Raw genomic sequence first — 16,679 nt, 5'->3', positions numbered from 1 at the left:
CTGACGGGCGGCTGCCCAACGCACACAATCATAGCCGCAACCGGGTCGGCTTCTCGCATCGATGCATGAGGCATCGATATATGCAGTCGAACGGGCCGAGAACCAACCGATCTCCGATCATGCCGCCAGATCATTGCGCTAAGTCTTACGACGTGAGTATAGAAACGGCCTCCCATCACGCCGCCCACGCCAGCCGCCTTCCTGCACGCCCCCAGATCTTGCTCTAAACTAGCGCCCGCCCAATCCACGCCGCGATGCACCCCGTCACGAGCAACGACCGATGCCCCCAGCCTCCACCGATCCCGCCGATTCGCCGCATTTCAGTCTGCCAAAACACCCGCCGTTCCAGCGTTTCTGGTGCACCCGCATCCTGTCGTCGCTGTCGTTCCAGATGCTCGCCGTCGCGATGGGCTGGCATGTCTACGCGCTCACGCATAGCGCGTTCGCACTTGGCCTCGTCGGTCTCGCGCAGTTTCTGCCGATGTTTCTGCTGACGCTCGTCGTCGGCCATGTCGCCGATCGTTACGATCGCCGCCGCATCGCCGCCGTCTGTCAGAGCCTCGAAAGCGTCGCTGCATTGCTGTTCGCGATCGGTGCCTTCAGCGGCTGGATCAGCGCGCCGGTGATCTACGTGCTGGCTGCCTGCGTGGGCGCATCGCGCGCGTTCGAATCGCCGGCCGTGTCGTCGCTGCTGCCGGCCGTCGTGCCGCGCGGCTATCTGCCGAAAGCGACCGCATGGTCCACGTCCGCCAATCAGACCGCGCAGATCGCCGGGCCCGCGCTCGGTGGCCTGCTGTACGGCATCGGTCCCGGTGCCGCGTATCTCGCGTGCACGCTGTCGTTCGCGGCCGCCGCCGCGTCGGTGTGGAGCATTCCGCTGCAAGTGAAGCCGGCGAGCCGCGCGCCCGTCACGCTCGAATCGATCTTTTCGGGGATCGCGTTCATTCGCCGCGAGCCGGTGATTCTCGGCGCGCTGTCGCTCGATCTGTTCGCGGTGCTGTTCGGCGGCGCGACCGCGCTGCTGCCGATCTTCGCGCGCGACGTGCTGCACGCGGGCCCGATCGGTCTCGGCCTGTTGCGCTCGGGCACGGCGATCGGCGCGCTCGCGGGCACGATCTGGCTCGCGCATTTTCCATTGCGCAACCGGCCCGGCGCTGCGATGTTCGGCGGCGTGATCGCGTTCGGCATCGCGACGATCGTGTTCGGGCTGTCGCATCAGTTCCTCCTGTCGCTGCTCGCACTGATAGTGCTCGGCGCGTCCGACACCATCAGCGTGGTGGTGCGGCTGTCGCTCGTGCAACTGCGCACGCCCGATGAAATGCTCGGCCGCGTCAGCGCGGTCAATTCGCTGTTCATCGGGACGTCGAATCAATTGGGCGAGTTCGAATCGGGCCTGACTGCCGGATGGTGGGGCGCGCAGCCGGCGGTGCTGGTCGGCGGCTGCGCGACGATCGCGATCGCGCTGTTGTGGATGCGATTCTTTCCCGAACTGCGGCACACGCGCACGCTGGAGCGAGAAGAAGAAGCGCTCGCGGCGAGCGCCTGATCGAATGCCGGGCCTTGGGCCCGATCCAATAAACGACGCGGAGACGATACCGATGAGCCAATCCGAACTGCATGCTGCCGCGCCGGTCGCGGCGACGATCTATCGCGGCGAGTCCGTCGAGAACACGCATCTGGCGCATGTCGCGGTCGTCGATGCGGACGGCCGTCTACTGTATTCGTTCGGCGACGCCGCGCGCGTGACGCTCGCGCGTTCCGCGGCGAAGCCGGCCCAGGCGCTCGCGGTGCTCGAAACCGGCGCGCTCGAACGTTGTGGTTTCGACGAAGCCGATCTCGCGCTGATGTGCGCATCGCACAGCAGCGAGCCGCGTCATATCGAACGCACGCGCGCGATGCTCGCGAAAGCGCAGGCGAGCGAGGCCGACCTGCGCTGCGGCGGTCATCCGCCGTTGTCGGATGCGGTGTACATCGACTGGATCCGGCGCGGCTTCACGCCCACCGGCGTGTGCAGCAACTGTTCGGGCAAGCATGCGGGCATGCTGGCCGGCGCGCGTTCGATCGGCGCGGCGCTGGCCGGCTATGAACTGCCCGGGCACCCGTTGCAGGTGCGCGTGAAGCAGACGGTCGCGAGCGTGTGCGATCTGCCGGACGACGGCGTGCAATGGGCGATCGACGGCTGCAATCTGCCGACCCCGGCGTTTCCGCTCGACCGGCTCGCGCGTCTGTTCGCGAAGCTCGCGGCGGCACAGGATCAGCAGGAAGCCGAAGCTGCCGCGACGCCGCCGCGCACGGCCGCGCTCGCGCGCATCTATCGCGCAATGACGTCGCACCCGGAACTGGTCGGCGGGGAAGGGCGCTTCTGCACGCTGCTGATGCAGGCTTTCGATGGCGCGCTGGTCGGCAAAGTCGGTGCGGACGGCAGCTATGCGATCGGCGTGCGCGGGTCGCGGCAAACCGCTCGCCTGGGTGCCAAGGGCGCGCTAGGCATCGCGCTGAAGATCGAGGACGGCAATGCCGCCGCGCTCTACGCGGTCACTGCGGAGTTGCTCGCGGTGCTCGACATCGGCACGCCTGAACAACGCGCGACGCTCGACGGCTTTCATGCACCGAAGCGGCTCAACACGATGGGCGTCGAGACCGGCCGGATGGATTTCTCGATCGAGCTTGCCGCGCATCGTTGAGCGCGGCGATTCGCTTCACCGCCCGGCTCGCGAGACTCAAGCCGCCGTCGCTTTCGCCGGCGCGCAGCCCAGCGCTTGACGGATCGCATCGGCGAGCTCGCTCGCCGCGAACTTCGCGACATAGCCGTTCGCGCCCGCGTTCTTCACATGCGCCTCGTTAGCCGCGCCCGTCAGCGACGAGTGGATGAGCACCGGAATATCGCGCGTGCTTGCATCGGCCTTGATCTGGCGCGTCAGCATGAAGCCGTCCATCTCCGGCATCTCCAGATCCGTCAATACCAGCGCGATGGTGTCTCTCGCGCGCATGCCTTTTTGCTGCGCTTCGCGTGCGATCTCCTGCAGCGTTTGCCACGCTTCTTCGCCGGTCTTCGTCATGATGTAGTCGGCGCCGATCGCGGTGAGCGCCTGCTCGATCAGCTTGCGCGCGAAGCCGGAGTCGTCGGCGGCGAGGATCTTCGCGCCGGGGCGGATGCCGAGCGCTTGACCGACCGAGGCCGGATCGACGCTCGGATGCTGCGACGGGAACACGTCGCGCAACACCTGCTCGACGTCGATCACCTGGGCGAGCCGCGAGTCGCCGGTATTGCCGTCGATGCGCGCGATGCTCGTGACGAGCTTGCCGCCCGCCGAGCCATCGGCCGACAGCACCTGGTTCCATTCGAGCCGCACGATCTCGTCGACTTCTTCGACCGCAAACGCCTGCGTCGAACGCGCGAATTCGGTGACCAGCAGAATGTTCAGGCCGCGTGTCGGCTCGCAGCCCATCAGCCGCGGCAGGTCGATCACGGGAATGATCTGCCCGCGAATGTCGACCGCGCCCATCACGTACGGCGACGATCCGGCGATCGGCGTGATGGTCGGCATCGTCGAGATTTCGCGCACCTTGAACACGTTGATCCCATACAGTTCGTGCGCGTCGCTGCCCGGCACGTGGCCAAGGCGGTATAGCAGCAGTTCGAACTTGTTGGAACTCGTCAGGTTGCTGCGTTCGGTGTGGCGCTCGTGATTGGCACGGTGGTCGTCTGCCATCGGAATCGTTCTCCAGAATTGCGGTGCTGAGCGGTGCTAAGCGGTGCCTGTCTCTGGTTATCGGCGCCGATGGCGAAAAATTCAGCACTGCGTCGCAGTGTCGAGCGGCGCGCGTGATTGGCGCGGATACGCAAACGTGTGCGCATTCATATGAGGGTTACCTAAGGTTACAGAAGCGACAGCAGCGTTTCACCTGCCCGATGGCATGGCTTCTAGAATCGGCAGCGATAAAAGCGTGGCGCCGCGCTGGGCTCGCAAGCAGTCCGCAGCGTTTTGCATCGCACGCTTCGTTCGCGGCGCACACGTGTCCTTCGTTTTGCTTTCAGATGCTTTCACCTCAAGGAGAACGTATGATCCGCCTGCCTTCCGTCCCTTCTGTCGCTATTGCCCGCATCGCCGCTGCTGCCTGCTTCGGCGGTCTTCTGACGGCCGCCTCGGTGGCCAGCGCGCAGAGCGCCGCGCCCGCGGACGCAGTCCGCCTGCATGCGGCCGATCAGACCTTCATCGCGGACGGCACCAAAGCCGTCGCGACGCAGCGCGATGCCGCGCGTATCGCCACCGCGCGCTCGGCCGATCGCGACGTGAAGGCGTTCGCCGAGCGCGTGTCGGATGACGACGCGAAGATCACCGACGCATTGCGCGCGGCGAGTCCGCGCGGTGTCGACGTGCCGAAGAACGATCCCGACGAGGCCGTGCTCGCCAGTATCAACAATCTGCGCGGCGCCGATTTCGACAAGAGGTATATCGAGCAGGTCGCGCTCGCGGGTGAGCAGAAAGCGTTGTCCGCGTTCCAGGCGGAAATCGCAGCGGGCCGCGACGAGAAGTTGAAGGCCGCGGCGAAGCAGGCGCTGCCCACGATCCAGCAGCACTACGCGATGGCGCAGGAACTCGCGAAGCGCAAGCATCTGTCCGTGGCCGCGCAATAAGCGGCGGCGCGACGCAACACGGCGGCGGTACTTCGAATCGAGGCTTTTCAGCGATAATCGTGCGCTTCATCCGACGATTCTTCGCGCCTTCGATTCCAGGTACCGCATGAGCAAGCAAGCCAGTCTGCCGCAACAGTTGGACCATCTGCTTCGACAAGCCGTCGCGCTTCAACAGAACGGCGCGCTCGTCGAAGCAGAGGAGATGTATCGCGAGATTCTCGAACTGAAGCCGAAGCACGGCGACGCGTTGCGCTGGCTCGGCGAACTCGCGCTGCAAACGGGCCGTTTGCAGGAAGGCGTCGATCTGCTGAAGAAGGCGCTCGCGGTGAACGCGAGACAGCCGGCCGTGCATTCGAATCTCGCCTATGCGCTGAACGCGTTGCAGCGTCATGACGAAGCGCTTGCGTGCGCCGAGCGGGCGCTTGTGATGCAGCCGAAATTCGCCGATGCATTGAACAATCGCGGCAACGCATTGGCGGCGCTGAACCGTCCGCTCGAAGCGCTCGCGAGCTACGAGCGCGCGGTGTCTATCGTGCCGGAGTTCGCGCCGGCCTGGAACAATCGCGCATGCGTGCTGCGCGATCTCGGCCGTTACGCCGATGCACTCGATAGCTGCGACCAGGCGCTCGCATTGCAGCCCGGCTATCCGGATGCGTGGAGTAATCGCGGCAACGTGCTCGGCGATCTGAACCAGCCGCACGAAGCAGAGCGCTGCTACCAGCGCGCGCTGGAACTCTCTCCTGGTTTCGTCGATGCATGGAACAACCTCGGTCTCGCGCAGATCGATCTGAATCAGCGCGAACAGGCGTTGTCGAGCTATCAGCGCGCGCTTGCGTTGAGTCCGGCGTCGGTTGAAACGCACTGGAACCAGGCGCTGTGCCTGCTGCAAATGGGCCGCTTCGAGAGCGGCTGGCGCGAATACGAATGGCGTTGGGAGCGTAGCCGCATCAAGGCCGGCCGGCGCGCGTTCGCGCAGCCGCTGTGGCTCGGCGATTTTCCGCTCGACGGCAAAACGATCCTGCTGCATGCGGAACAGGGCCTTGGCGACACGCTGCAATTCTGCCGCTATGCGACGCTCGTCGCGAAGCTCGGCGCGAAGGTCGTGCTCGAAGTTCCGGGTCCGTTGTTGCGGCTGCTGTCGACGCTCGATGGTGTCGATCAGTTGATCGAAGCGGGCCAGCCGTTGCCGCGGTTCGATTGTCATTGCCCGTTGTTGAGCTTGCCGCTTGCGTTCCGCACCGACGAAGCGAGCATTCCGGCAGCCACGCCGTATCTTTTCGCGCAGTCAGCGGCCGTCAGTGCATGGCGCGAACGTATCGAATCCGACGGCAACACCAATGCGGATCGCAACGCAATCAAACCGCTGAATGTCGGCCTCGTATGGGCCGGCGAGAACCGCGCGCATGTCGCGGAGCTGCGCAAGATCGATGCGCGTCGCTCGCTCGCGTTCGAGCAATTCGCGCCACTCCTCGACGTGCCGAACGTACGCTTCTTCAGCGTGCAGAAGGGCGCGGCCGCAGCGCAACTCGCGGAAAGCGCCTACCGTGAACGCGTCGCCGATTACACGGAGCTGCTGCACGATTTCGCCGATACCGCCGCGCTCGTCGCCAGTCTCGATCTGCTGATTTCGGTCGACACGTCCACCGCGCATCTGGCCGGCGCGGTAGACAAACCGGTCTGGATTCTGAACCGCTTCGACACCTGCTGGCGCTGGCTGCTCGAACGCAGCGACACGCCGTGGTACCCGTCCGCGCGTCTGTTCCGTCAACCGCAGCTCGGCGCCTGGGACAGCGTGATCGACGCCGTGCGTGATGCGTTGGCCGATCTGAGCGCGTCGCCTTCATGACGCGTTTGCGCCGACGCGCGTAGACTGAATCTCCGTTCATCGACGGCAATGCCACGGAGATTCTGCAATGGAATACAGACATCTGGGTGCATCGGGTTTCAAGGTGCCGGTGCTGAGTTTCGGTACTGGTACGTTCGGCGGCAAGGGTGAATTTTTCGAGGCGTGGGGCGCGACCGACGTCGCCGAAGCGCGGCGTCTGATCGACATCTGCTTCGACGCGGGCGTCACGATGTTCGACACCGCCGACATCTATTCGAAGGGCGCGTCCGAGTCGGTGCTCGGCGAGGCGCTGAAAGGCAAGCGCGACAAGGCGATCCTGTCGACCAAGGCGACCTTCCGTTTCGACGGCGATCCGAACGGCGTCGGCTCGTCACGCTTCCATCTGATCAACGCAGTCGATGCGGCGCTCAAGCGTCTGCAAACCGATTACATCGACCTGTTCCAGCTGCACGGCTTCGACGCGAAAACGCCGATCCCCGAAGTGCTGTCCACGCTCGACGACCTCGTGCGGGCGGGCAAGATCCGCTATATCGGCGTGTCGAATTTCTCGGGCTGGCATCTGATGAAGTCGCTCGATATCGCCGATCGCTACGGCTATCCGCGCTATGTCGCAAATCAGACCTACTACTCGCTGGTCGGACGCGACTACGAATGGGAGCTGATGCCGCTCGGCGTCGACCAGGGCGTGGGTGCGGTGATATGGAGTCCGCTCGGCTGGGGGCGTCTGACCGGCAAGCTCAAGCGCGGCCAGGCGCTGCCCGAGACGAGCCGTCTGCACAAGACCGCCGACATGGGGCCGCCGGTGCCGGAAGAGTATCTGTTCCGCGTGCTCGACGCGCTCGACGAAGTCGTCGCCGAAACCGGCAAGACCGTGCCGCAGATCGCGCTGAACTGGCTGCTGCAACGGCCGACCGTCGCGACGCTGCTGATCGGCGCGCGCAACGAGGAGCAACTGCGGCAGAACCTCGGCGCGGTCGGCTGGAATCTGACGGCCGAGCAGGTCGCGAAGCTCGACGCGGCAAGCGCGGTGCGCCCCGCGTATCCGTACTGGCATCAGGAAGGTTTCGCGGAACGCAATCCGAAGGCGGTTTGAGCGGCGGGTCGATCACGTTCCAGGCGCCGCAGCGGGCGCCATGCGGTGGTCCAGCGCGGCAGCACGCTGGACCACCGCATCCCATCAAGCCAGACCGCCATTGGCCCGCAACGTCTGCCCATTGACCCAGCTCGCATCCGGGCCGACCAGAAACGCGACCACGCCCGCCACGTCTTCCGGCTCGCCGAGGCGTTGCAGCGGCGGCATCTTCGCGAAGGTTTCGATCTGCTCGTCGGTCTTGCCTTCGAGGAACAGCGCGGTCGCGATCGGTCCCGGCGCGACCGCATTCACGGTGATGTTGCGCCCGCGCAGTTCCTTCGCGAACACACGCGTGAACGCTTCGACGGCCGCCTTGGTCGCCGTGTAGATGCCGTAGCCGGGCAGGTTCAGCGCAAGCACGCTGGTCGAAAAATTGACGATGCGTCCGCCGTCGTTCAGGCGCGCGGCCGCTTCGCGCAGCGTGTTGAAGGTGCCGCGCACATTGATCTCGAAGGTCTGGTCGTACAGCGCGTCGGACGTGTCGGCGAGCGGCGTGGGCTTCATCACGCCCGCATTGTTGACGAGCACGTCGACCTTGCCGAGTTCTCGTTCGGTGATCTCGAACATGCGACGCACGTCGTCGGGCTTCGACACGTCCGCTTGCACCGCGACCGCCTTGCCGCCGGCTTCGCGGATCGCGCCGACGAGCGCGTCGGCCTCGCCCGCGCTCGATGCGTAGTTGACGGCGACCGCGTAGCCGTCCTTTGCGAGCCGCTGTGCGATTGCCGTGCCGATGCCGCGCGATGCGCCGGTGACGATGGCGACTTTCGGTTGTTGGTTCGTGCTCATGATTCGTTTCCTCACAGAAGGTGGTGGATCGGTGAGGTGAATGATGAGCGCTTTCCGCGTCGTGATAATCCGGTTAGACTCGCCATCATCATTCCATTCGCTTTAATAATCCGCCGATATGGACCGTTTCGAGGAAATGCGGGTGTTCGTGCGGATCGCCGAGCGCCAGAGCTTTACGCGCGCCGCCGACGATCTGCAAATCCCGCGCGCGACCGTCACCAACCTGATGAAGCGTCTCGAGCAGCGGCTCGGCGCGCGGCTGCTCGAACGCACGACGCGCACGGTACGGCTCACGCCCGACGGCGAAGCGCACTACCAGCGCTGCGTGCGTCTGATCGCCGACATGGAGGAGGCCGAGGGGGCGTTCTCCAATGTTGCGCCGAAGGGGCTGTTACGCGTGAACGTGCAGGGCACGCTCGCGCGGCATTTCGTGGTGCCGGCGCTGCCCGCGTTTCTGGAACGCTTTCCCGACATCGAACTGATGATCGGCGAGGACGACCGGCTCGTCGACCTCGTGCGCGAGGGCATCGATTGCGTGCTGCGCGCGGGCGTGCTGCAGGATTCGTCGATGGTCGGGCGGCGCGTCGCGCAGCTGCAGCAGGTGACGGTCGCGAGTCCTTCGTATCTGGCCGCGTATGGCGAGCCGGCCGATCCTGGCGCGCTGTCGACGCATCGCGCGGTCAACTACGTGTCGAGTGCGACCGGCAAGCCGCTGCCGCTCGAATTCCGCGTCGACGGGCGGGATACCGCGCTCGTGTTGCCGTCGGCGGTGTCGGTCAGCGGCGCAGAACTGTACGCGGGCGCGGCGATTGCCGGGCTCGGCATCGTGCAGGTGCCGCGCTACCGTGTCGATGACGAACTCGCGGCGGGACGGTTGCGGATCATTCTGGCGGACTATCCGCCGCCGCCGATGCCGGTGTCGGTGCTGTATCCGCAGAACCGGCAGTTGTCGTCGCGGGTGCGGGTGTTCGCGCAGTGGCTGCGGGAGATTTTCGAGCCGGTGAGTTGAACCAGCGCAAACCCAAAGGTGCTTTGACGTGGTTAACCCCTGGACATCTGCGTCTCGCATAGTGTCATTCTCAAGCGCGCAGAAAGCCACCCGCGAGCGAGGGTGGACGCACAGAACGACCGGGGGATCTGACCATGAAGCGTTTTCGTTCGCTGGGTGTGGCGACTGGCGCGGCCCAGTTCGCCAGCGCCGACATCCTCGGCCGGCTGAGCACGGCGTCGCGCCGGCCAGGTGCCGCGCGCCCCTTCGATCTGATTCTCGAACCGCGCTCGTGGCCCGGGCTCGCCGCGCCCGATGCGACGGACGCGCGGTTCAAGATCCACGTGCTCGACACGATGCGCGCGTTCGAAAAGCGCGGTGTCGATGCGATCGTGCTGCCATGCTTTCTGAGCCACACCTTCATCGACGAACTCACGGCCAACGTCGCTGTGCCGGTCGCCAACATCATGACCGCGTTGTCCGAGCACGTGCGGCGCACCTATCCGTCGGCGCGGCGCGACGGCGCCCGGCGCATCGGCGTGCTGACGTCGGCGGCGATTCGCGCGAACGGCCTGTTCGAGCGTTACTTCGAAGCCGGCCAGTTCGACGTGTGCTATCCGCGCAACGACACTGGTTTCGACTGTGTGACGAGCGCCGTCTTCGGCGACGAGGGCATTCGCGCTGGCCGCCTGCACGGGCGGCCCGTCGAATTGCTATGCGCGGCGTGCGCGGACCTGGTCGCACAGGGCGTCGACGTGATCGTGCCGGGGCTCACGGAAATCGGCCTCGTGCTGGGCGCGCTCGGGTGCATCGAGGTGCCGCTCGTCGATTCGAACCAGGTGTACGCGCGCTATGTCGCGGCGGCGCAGTATCCGCAGCCGCAGCGGGCGTTTCGCCTCGGCGTGGTCGGCGGCATCGGGCCGGCCGCGACCGTCGATTTCATGGCCAAGGTCGTGCGCAACACGCCGGCCTCGCGCGATCAGGACCATATCCGGATCATGGTCGAGCAGAATCCGCAGATCCCGGACCGTACCGCGGCGCTGTTCGGTCGCGGCGACGATCCCACCCTCGCGCTGTACGCGGCCTGCAAGACGCTCGAGGAGGGCGGCGCGGATCTGATCGCGATTCCGTGCAATACCGCGCATGCGTTCGTCGAGCGGCTTCAGCCGGCGCTGCGCGTGCCGATCGTCAATATGCTCACCTGTACCGCCGATTATCTGCGCGAGACCTTTCCGGAGCTGCGCGAAGTGGGCGTGCTGGCCACTTCGGGCACGCTCGCGAGCCGCGTCTACGAACAGGCGCTCGACGCGCGCGGCCTCGTGCAGATCGCGCCGTCCGCGGCCGCGCAAGCGCGTCTGATGAACGCGATCTATGGGCCGCGCGGCGCGAAGGCGGGGCATACATCGGGCGAATGCTGCGACGACCTCGCGGCGGCCGTCGACGATCTGGTCGCGCGGGGCGTGCTGGTCATCGTGCTCGCTTGCACCGAGTTGCCGTTGCTGTTGCATGAGCAAGCGCTCGCGTGTGCGGGAGGGCGGGTGGTGCGGCTCGTCGATCCGACCGACGTGCTGGCGAGGCGTTGCGTCGAGTATGCGCTTGACGACAGTGCCACACGCGGGACGCGGGTGGGTAGTGCGGTGCTGGCGGTGGCAGGGTGCGCGTCGCCGAAGGAAAGCGCGGTCGGCTAACGAAGTATTGTCGTCGCCGCGCAGTGATTCGCCGCATTCCCGCAGATCGAGGCGCAAGGATACGGAATTGGTGAGGGGCTGTCGGACTCAGTACGGCCAACAGACGACCTTCGCGGGCAACGACGTTCGGACATTCAGACGTCCGTTGCGCCCTGGAGGCGGCCATTTAAATCGCGAGTACGGCCTGAGTGCCCTCTCAATGGATAGCTGGCGAGCAATGCAGCACATCGCTCCTGCAGGAAAGCATGCAACGCGTTGATCGCCGGCGACAGTTGCGCACGGTGAGCACAAATCAGGTGCAGCGGCGCAGGTTCGCAATACTCCGGGGGAAATAACTCCACCAGTCGACCTGCCTTCAGATCGTCGATGAGGTCCAGCCGCGACTTATAGACAAGTCCTTCCCCGGCTATCGCCCAGCGACGGACGACATCGGCATCGTCGCTGATGCGATTACCCGTGACTGCCACGGTGCGATCGCCACCAGGCGGGGTAAAGCACCAGCGTTCGTGTATCTGCTCGCTCCAGACATACCGAAGGCAGTTGTGTCGCCGCAGGTCCTCTACTTTGGCCGGTGCGCCATGCCGCTCGAGGTATGACGGCGCGGCACACAATGCACGTCGGTTGCTGTCGACCAGCCTCATGGCCAGAAGAGACGAATCAGCTAGCGCTCCGTAGCGCACGACGGCATCCAGAGGCTGGCGGATCAGGTCGGCCGCCCGGTCGCTCATTTTCAGGTGCAGCGACAATCCAGGATGCAGGTGCTGAAATTCATCGAGCCACGGCAATAGCAGGTTTCGACCAAAGTCAGACGGAGCGGACAGCCGCAGCGGCCCGGTCAGCGCCCCCCGGCTGTTTGCCAGGGCCTGCTCGCCTTGCTCCAGCGCACCAATCATGACCCGCGCATGCGGCAGATATCGCTCCCCGGCGTCCGACAGTTGCATGCTTCGCGTCGAACGGGTGAACAGGCGCGTGTCCAGCGCCTTTTCGAGTCGCTGCACTGACGCACTCGCATGGGCGGGCGCGATATTCAACTGGCGCGCCGCCTCCGAGAAGCTGCCGTAGTCCACCGTGTGCACGAAGATCTGGACGTCATCGAGTCGAATCATTTTCATTGAAATGCCGAAACTGTTTGAGCTTGGCGCGTATTTATCCGTATATCGACGAAAGATAACATGGTCTCATTGCCCCTTGGAGACCACGTGTATGAAAGCCATCGGCTTCTATCAGAACCATCCCATCAGCCACCCGCAGGCGCTGCAGGATATCGAGCTGCCGACACCGGAACTGCGCGACCACGATCTGCTGGTGGAGGTGAAAGCGGTATCGGTCAACCCGGTCGATACCAAGATCCGGCGCGGTGGAGATGTTCCGGAAGGCGGTGCGCGCATCGCCGGCTGGGACGCGGCGGGAATCGTCCGCGCGACCGGTCCGCTGGCCACCCGCTTCAAGCCAGGCGACCGTGTCTGGTACGCGGGGGACATCAAGCGGCCCGGCTGCAACAGCGAACTGCACGCCGTGGACGAACGCATCGTCGGACCCATGCCGACCTCACTGGATTTCGCAGAAGCCGCTTCGTTGCCGCTGACCGCGATCACCGCGTGGGAACTGCTGTTCGACCGTCTGCGTGTTCAGGCAGCGGATCCGACCGACAACAACGTGCTGCTCGTCATCGGAGCGGCGGGCGGCGTCGGCTCGATTCTGACCCAACTGGCACGTGAGCTGACTGGTATGACCGTCATCGGCACGGCCTCGCGGCCGGAAACCCGCGAGTGGGTGCTGGCCCATGGCGCACATTACGTCCTCGATCACCATCAGCCCTGGGCAGCTCAACTGGCCGCGCTCGGTATCGAGCACGTCACCCATGTTGCGGGGTTGAACAACAGCGCCGCCTACGTGCCTCAGATCGCCGCCGTGCTGCGCCCGGAAGGCCAGTTCGCCCTCATCGACGACCCGGTGGGTCTGGACATCGGCCCGTTCAAGGGAAAATCCATCTCGATTCACTGGGAGCTGATGTTCACCCGCGCGATGTTCACCACCGACACCCTCGCGCGGCAACAAGCGTTGCTGCGCCGCGCGGCGCAGCTGGTCGATCTGGGCCGCCTCAAGCACACGCTGACCCGCCGCATTGACGGCATCAACGCCGCAGGTCTGATCGAAGCGCATGCGCTGGTCGAGGCGGGCAACATGATCGGCAAGGTCGTCGTCGCCAACCACTGAACCCTTCTGAGAACGAGCATCAACATGACATCGCAAATCATCAGCACGACAACGATCAGCCTGGAAGCCGCGCAAGCACTGCTGGCCGAGGCGCGCCGCGCCTGCGCCGCGCGCGGATTCGCCGCGACAATCGCCATTACGGACGCGGGAGGTCACCTGCGCGCTTTCGAGCGCGCGGATACCGCCCCGTTCCTCACCGTTGGCGTCGCCATTGACAAGGCATGGACCGCCGCATCGTTCGGCATGGCCACGCACCAATGGAATCAGTACATGGCCGAGCCCGCCGTTGCCCCGCTGGCACACCATCCGCGGCTGACGCCGGTCGGCGGTGGCGTACCGATCTTCCACGAAGGGCATCTGGTTGGGGGCATCGGCATTTCTGGCGGCGCATCCGTTCAAGATCATGAGGCCGCTGAGGAAGCACTGCGTAACGCAGGGTTTCTGCAATAGACCGTGCGCTACCCATGAGGCGCCGGCGCGGATGACGGGATCACTTCGATAGCTGCCGCCGAAGCTGTGGTTGCTCAAGCGGCGGTTCAGGGTCGACTGCGGTAGTTCGCCCAGAGGTCATGTTGAACCATGCGGGCTGTTAGCAAACTGCCGGCGTCGGCCATGAAGCGTCATTCGCCCGCACCATTGCGCGGACGGTCAGATGTCGGATCCAACCAGCAAGCGGCCATTCAATTCGCGTGGACGAATCATGCTTAATCGCCATTGCGGTCATCCGCGTAAGCCTCAGTCCGGCATCCCGTTATGGTCGCCGAGTGGTCTAGCGGGCCAGTCCACCCAGCGGTCCTCGCGGGTAAGTTCGTACGCTTCGTTGAGCGGGTAACGAATACGGTTGTCGTCGCGCGGACGTTCGCCGATCACCATCAGCCTGACTTCGTCGTTCGTATTGTTGATGAAGGTGTGGCAGATTCCGGTGCCTGCCGGAAACGCGACGGAATCGCCTTCAGCAATGGGATGCAGCACGCCGTCGATCCAGACGTCGGGCTTGCCCTCGAGCACGTACACAAACTCCTGCTCGGTACTTTCGGCGTGCGGATATGACGTTCGCCGGCCGGGCAGAAGCCTCACATGATGAATGCCAATACGCGTAATGCCGAGTGCGGCGGAAAGCGGCGCGTCTAGCGCCATTGGCTCGGTATCGCCGCGATAGGAATGCGCATCCGGTTCTTCGAGTTCAGTCCAGTGTTTGATGAAATCTGGTCGGCTCATCGGTTGTTCTCCTTAAGGGCGAACATCGATGATAGCGGTTTAGAAACGGTTTCAAAAAGGCTTTGTAGGGGCTGTTAACCCATAGCACAACCTGTTAACCTCGATCGAGGAGTTGGGCAAACCAATCATCGACGACGAACTGTGGGTACTGATCGAGCCACTGCGACCACCAGCGAAGCCACGCCGCTTCAAGTATCCGTGCCGCAAGCCTGTCCGGATTGCGCTGCGCTGACCGGCATCCTGTTCGTGCTGAAGACCGGTATCCGGTGGCGAGATTTGCCGGCAGAGATGGGATGCGGCTCGGGCGTCAGTTGCTGGCGAAGGCTACGCGATTGGCAACAAGCCGACGTGTGGGATCGATTGCACGCAACGCTTCTGGCGAGGTTGCGAGCGATGGGTCGAACTCAGCCAAACGCAAGCGATCATACCTTTAACAGCCCGGCCCAAGGCGGGCCCCACGGTTTTCCTCAAGAATCCCAAAGCACTTGCCGATAGATGATCCTGGTTCATCCAGGAAAGGCCATGCATGTTGCAAGCATGACCATGGCCGAACACGCCCTTCGGAACACAACATGAAGAACATCGTTAGCCGGGCCGTTTTCACATTCGCTGCGTTGGGTCTGAGTGCGTGTGCGCACCCGCCCACACCGCCAGTTTCACCGCCGACCACCGGTAATGCCGCCGCAAAGGCTGCAGAGGCATGGTCCCGCTTGCCGCCCGACGTGCTGGCTGCCTGTCGTGGCGTTTTCATCTCGACGGGCGCGGGCAAATTCAACGAAGCGGTTGAACTGTCAAGACAGTGTCTTGCCTCGCAGAGCCTGACTGTCGAAATGCGGGCAACCATGCAGCAGCAACTCGCGGTGGTCGAAACGATTCTGAAGCAACCTGCCGCGGCATTGGACGCGCAAGAGGCAGGCGTCGCGTTGACGCCGGCGCCGACCGATTTGCAGCTGCTAATGCTCGCGCAACTGTATGTCGCCAATCTTCGCTACAAAGAGGCGCTCGACACGCTCGATCGTATCCAGGCGGCGCACGAGCCGAAACACAATCTGGACACAATACTCGGCACGCCGTACTACGTGGCGCTCGGTCGTGCGCTCGGGGGACTGGGGCGGCATCAGGAAGCGATCGATGCGGCCTCGAAGGGACTTGCGATCCAGTGCGCGTCCGCAGAGGCTTATCGGCTGCGCGCGGTGGAACGGGAGGCTATAGGAGATTCAGCGGGTGCGCGTGCAGATTATGTGGCGTTCGCGCGCTGGGCTATCGACCCGGCCATCGACGAGCCAACGCGGGCCAAACTGGCCGCGCTGAAGATCGATCCCGCGAGCGAGCGCCGGCATCCGTTTGGCACCGACAACCCGTTGCGCGAACTGTCAGCCCATGCGCTGAGCACGGCACAGCTGTCGCTGAAGACAGCGACAACGCAGCAGCAGAAGGCCACGGCCTATAGCGATATTTCAGCTTACCTCGACAATTCCAATCGGCATCAGGAGGCGCTCAAGGCTATCGACCAGGCTATCGCTCTGGCACCGGACGACATTGCGTTCCGGCAGTCGAGGATCACCACGCTTGTCGGGCTGAACCGGTTAGACGATGCTATCGATCAATCCGCTCCTCTGATCGCCAGGATGCGCGGCGAACTGGAGGGCGCGACGGATAAGAAGAGCGTCTACGGCAGGTATAGCGAGCTGACCATGTCGCTCGCCTGGGCGTACATCCTGAAGCATGACTGGGTCAACGGCATCGAGTTACTTGCGGACAACGCACAAGGTGCGGCGCCATTCGATCAGGACTATCTGGCCTCGACCTACCTGTATGTACGCGCGCGCAGCGGCGGCTCGGCGCCCGCGAATCCGTACTTCGATGAATACATCCGGCGCAATGCACAGCCAATACTGGGCAACTATCGTCGCTGGCTGCTGCTATATATGCAGGGACGCGCGACGATCGACATGGTGTATGCCCAAGCCGTCATGATTCCAGTGCCGGAGATGCTCGAAAACGCGCTCGCGGAGACCTGGTTCATGGCCGCCGCCTACGAACGCTTTGTGAAGCATGACGATGCTGCCGCGCGGGCCTACGTCGGCCGGATCAACGATCTTCAGCCGTATGGGACCAACGAGTGGGGAATGGCGACAAGGGGAGCCGTGTGACAGGAGCGG

14 protein-coding genes and 1 pseudogene are annotated in these 16,679 nt (G+C 64.4%); 11 read left to right on the top strand and 4 right to left on the bottom strand.

Features of this window, described 5'->3' with window-relative positions; genetic code table 11:
* Positions 1-280: 280 nt before the first annotated feature.
* Together VSR82_RS16220 and VSR82_RS16215 are read left to right on the top strand one after the other, a co-directional pair.
* The gene (locus VSR82_RS16220; protein WP_429460237.1) at positions 281-1,546 is read left to right on the top strand and encodes an MFS transporter; all 1,266 of its coding nucleotides are present in this window, start codon (positions 281-283) and stop codon (positions 1,544-1,546) included.
* 52 nt (positions 1,547-1,598) lie between these two features.
* Positions 1,599-2,684 carry an asparaginase gene (locus tag VSR82_RS16215; RefSeq protein ID WP_429460235.1) on the top strand — a complete coding sequence of 362 codons (1,086 nt, stop codon included), beginning with the start codon at positions 1,599-1,601 and terminating at the stop codon, positions 2,682-2,684.
* 36 nt (positions 2,685-2,720) lie between these two features.
* On the opposite strand, the gene VSR82_RS16210 is transcribed toward VSR82_RS16215, so the two are convergent.
* Positions 2,721-3,713, bottom strand: a complete 993-nt coding sequence (locus tag VSR82_RS16210; RefSeq protein ID WP_410851619.1) for a chemotaxis protein CheV — start codon at positions 3,711-3,713, stop codon at positions 2,721-2,723.
* 350 nt (positions 3,714-4,063) lie between these two features.
* Between VSR82_RS16210 and VSR82_RS16205 the strand changes: the two genes are divergently transcribed.
* The 3 genes from VSR82_RS16205 to VSR82_RS16195 all read left to right on the top strand — a co-directional run bounded on the left by VSR82_RS16205 (position 4,064) and on the right by VSR82_RS16195 (position 7,578).
* The gene (locus VSR82_RS16205) at positions 4,064-4,639 is read left to right on the top strand and encodes a DUF4142 domain-containing protein (protein ID WP_410851618.1); all 576 of its coding nucleotides are present in this window, start codon (positions 4,064-4,066) and stop codon (positions 4,637-4,639) included.
* 106 nt (positions 4,640-4,745) lie between these two features.
* A complete protein-coding gene (locus VSR82_RS16200) occupies positions 4,746-6,485 on the top strand; it encodes a tetratricopeptide repeat protein (RefSeq protein WP_429460232.1) in 1,740 nt (579 codons plus the stop codon).
* A 67-nt stretch (positions 6,486-6,552) separates the two neighbouring features.
* A complete protein-coding gene (locus tag VSR82_RS16195) occupies positions 6,553-7,578 on the top strand; it encodes an aldo/keto reductase (RefSeq protein ID WP_429460230.1) in 1,026 nt (341 codons plus the stop codon).
* Positions 7,579-7,662: 84 nt separating this feature from the next.
* Here VSR82_RS16195 and VSR82_RS16190 read toward each other — a convergent pair whose 3' ends face one another.
* On the bottom strand, positions 7,663-8,406 hold the full coding sequence (locus tag VSR82_RS16190; RefSeq protein ID WP_368586722.1) for an SDR family oxidoreductase: 744 nt from the start codon (positions 8,404-8,406) through the stop codon (positions 7,663-7,665).
* A 118-nt stretch (positions 8,407-8,524) separates the two neighbouring features.
* Here VSR82_RS16190 and VSR82_RS16185 point away from each other — a divergent pair, with 118 nt between their 5' ends.
* Positions 8,525-9,415, top strand: coding sequence for a LysR family transcriptional regulator (locus VSR82_RS16185; protein WP_368586723.1), 891 nt, complete (start codon positions 8,525-8,527; stop codon positions 9,413-9,415).
* 134 nt (positions 9,416-9,549) lie between these two features.
* Complete coding sequence (cuyB, locus tag VSR82_RS16180; protein WP_498857905.1) at positions 9,550-11,082, top strand: cysteate racemase; 1,533 nt, start codon at positions 9,550-9,552, stop codon at positions 11,080-11,082.
* A gap of 134 nt (positions 11,083-11,216) precedes the next feature.
* Here cuyB and VSR82_RS16175 read toward each other — a convergent pair whose 3' ends face one another.
* A complete protein-coding gene (locus tag VSR82_RS16175) occupies positions 11,217-12,188 on the bottom strand; it encodes a LysR family transcriptional regulator (protein WP_429461911.1) in 972 nt (323 codons plus the stop codon).
* Between the two features lie 97 nt (positions 12,189-12,285).
* Between VSR82_RS16175 and VSR82_RS16170 the strand changes: the two genes are divergently transcribed.
* Together VSR82_RS16170 and VSR82_RS16165 are read left to right on the top strand one after the other, a co-directional pair.
* Positions 12,286-13,299, top strand: coding sequence for a zinc-binding alcohol dehydrogenase family protein (locus VSR82_RS16170; protein WP_429460223.1), 1,014 nt, complete (start codon positions 12,286-12,288; stop codon positions 13,297-13,299).
* 24 nt (positions 13,300-13,323) lie between these two features.
* Positions 13,324-13,749 carry a GlcG/HbpS family heme-binding protein gene (locus VSR82_RS16165; protein WP_368624164.1) on the top strand — a complete coding sequence of 142 codons (426 nt, stop codon included), beginning with the start codon at positions 13,324-13,326 and terminating at the stop codon, positions 13,747-13,749.
* A gap of 285 nt (positions 13,750-14,034) precedes the next feature.
* On the opposite strand, the gene VSR82_RS16160 is transcribed toward VSR82_RS16165, so the two are convergent.
* Complete coding sequence (locus VSR82_RS16160; RefSeq protein WP_368587572.1) at positions 14,035-14,517, bottom strand: cupin domain-containing protein; 483 nt, start codon at positions 14,515-14,517, stop codon at positions 14,035-14,037.
* Between the two features lie 112 nt (positions 14,518-14,629).
* On the opposite strand from VSR82_RS16160, the pseudogene VSR82_RS16155 reads away from it, so the two are divergent.
* Together VSR82_RS16155 and VSR82_RS16150 are read left to right on the top strand one after the other, a co-directional pair.
* Positions 14,630-14,916, top strand: a pseudogene (locus VSR82_RS16155) (transposase); the annotation flags it as partial.
* A gap of 557 nt (positions 14,917-15,473) precedes the next feature.
* Positions 15,474-16,670 (top strand): hypothetical protein, encoded by a 1,197-nt coding sequence (locus tag VSR82_RS16150; protein ID WP_498857904.1) that lies wholly within the window; start codon positions 15,474-15,476, stop codon positions 16,668-16,670.
* Positions 16,671-16,679 lie beyond the last annotated feature (9 nt).

The organism is Burkholderia sp. JPY481 (assembly GCF_038900515.1).
Classification (GTDB): domain Bacteria; phylum Pseudomonadota; class Gammaproteobacteria; order Burkholderiales; family Burkholderiaceae; genus Paraburkholderia; species Paraburkholderia youngii.
Note: the sequence above shows the minus strand (reverse complement) of the source record. Positions and strands in the feature narration are given on the sequence as shown.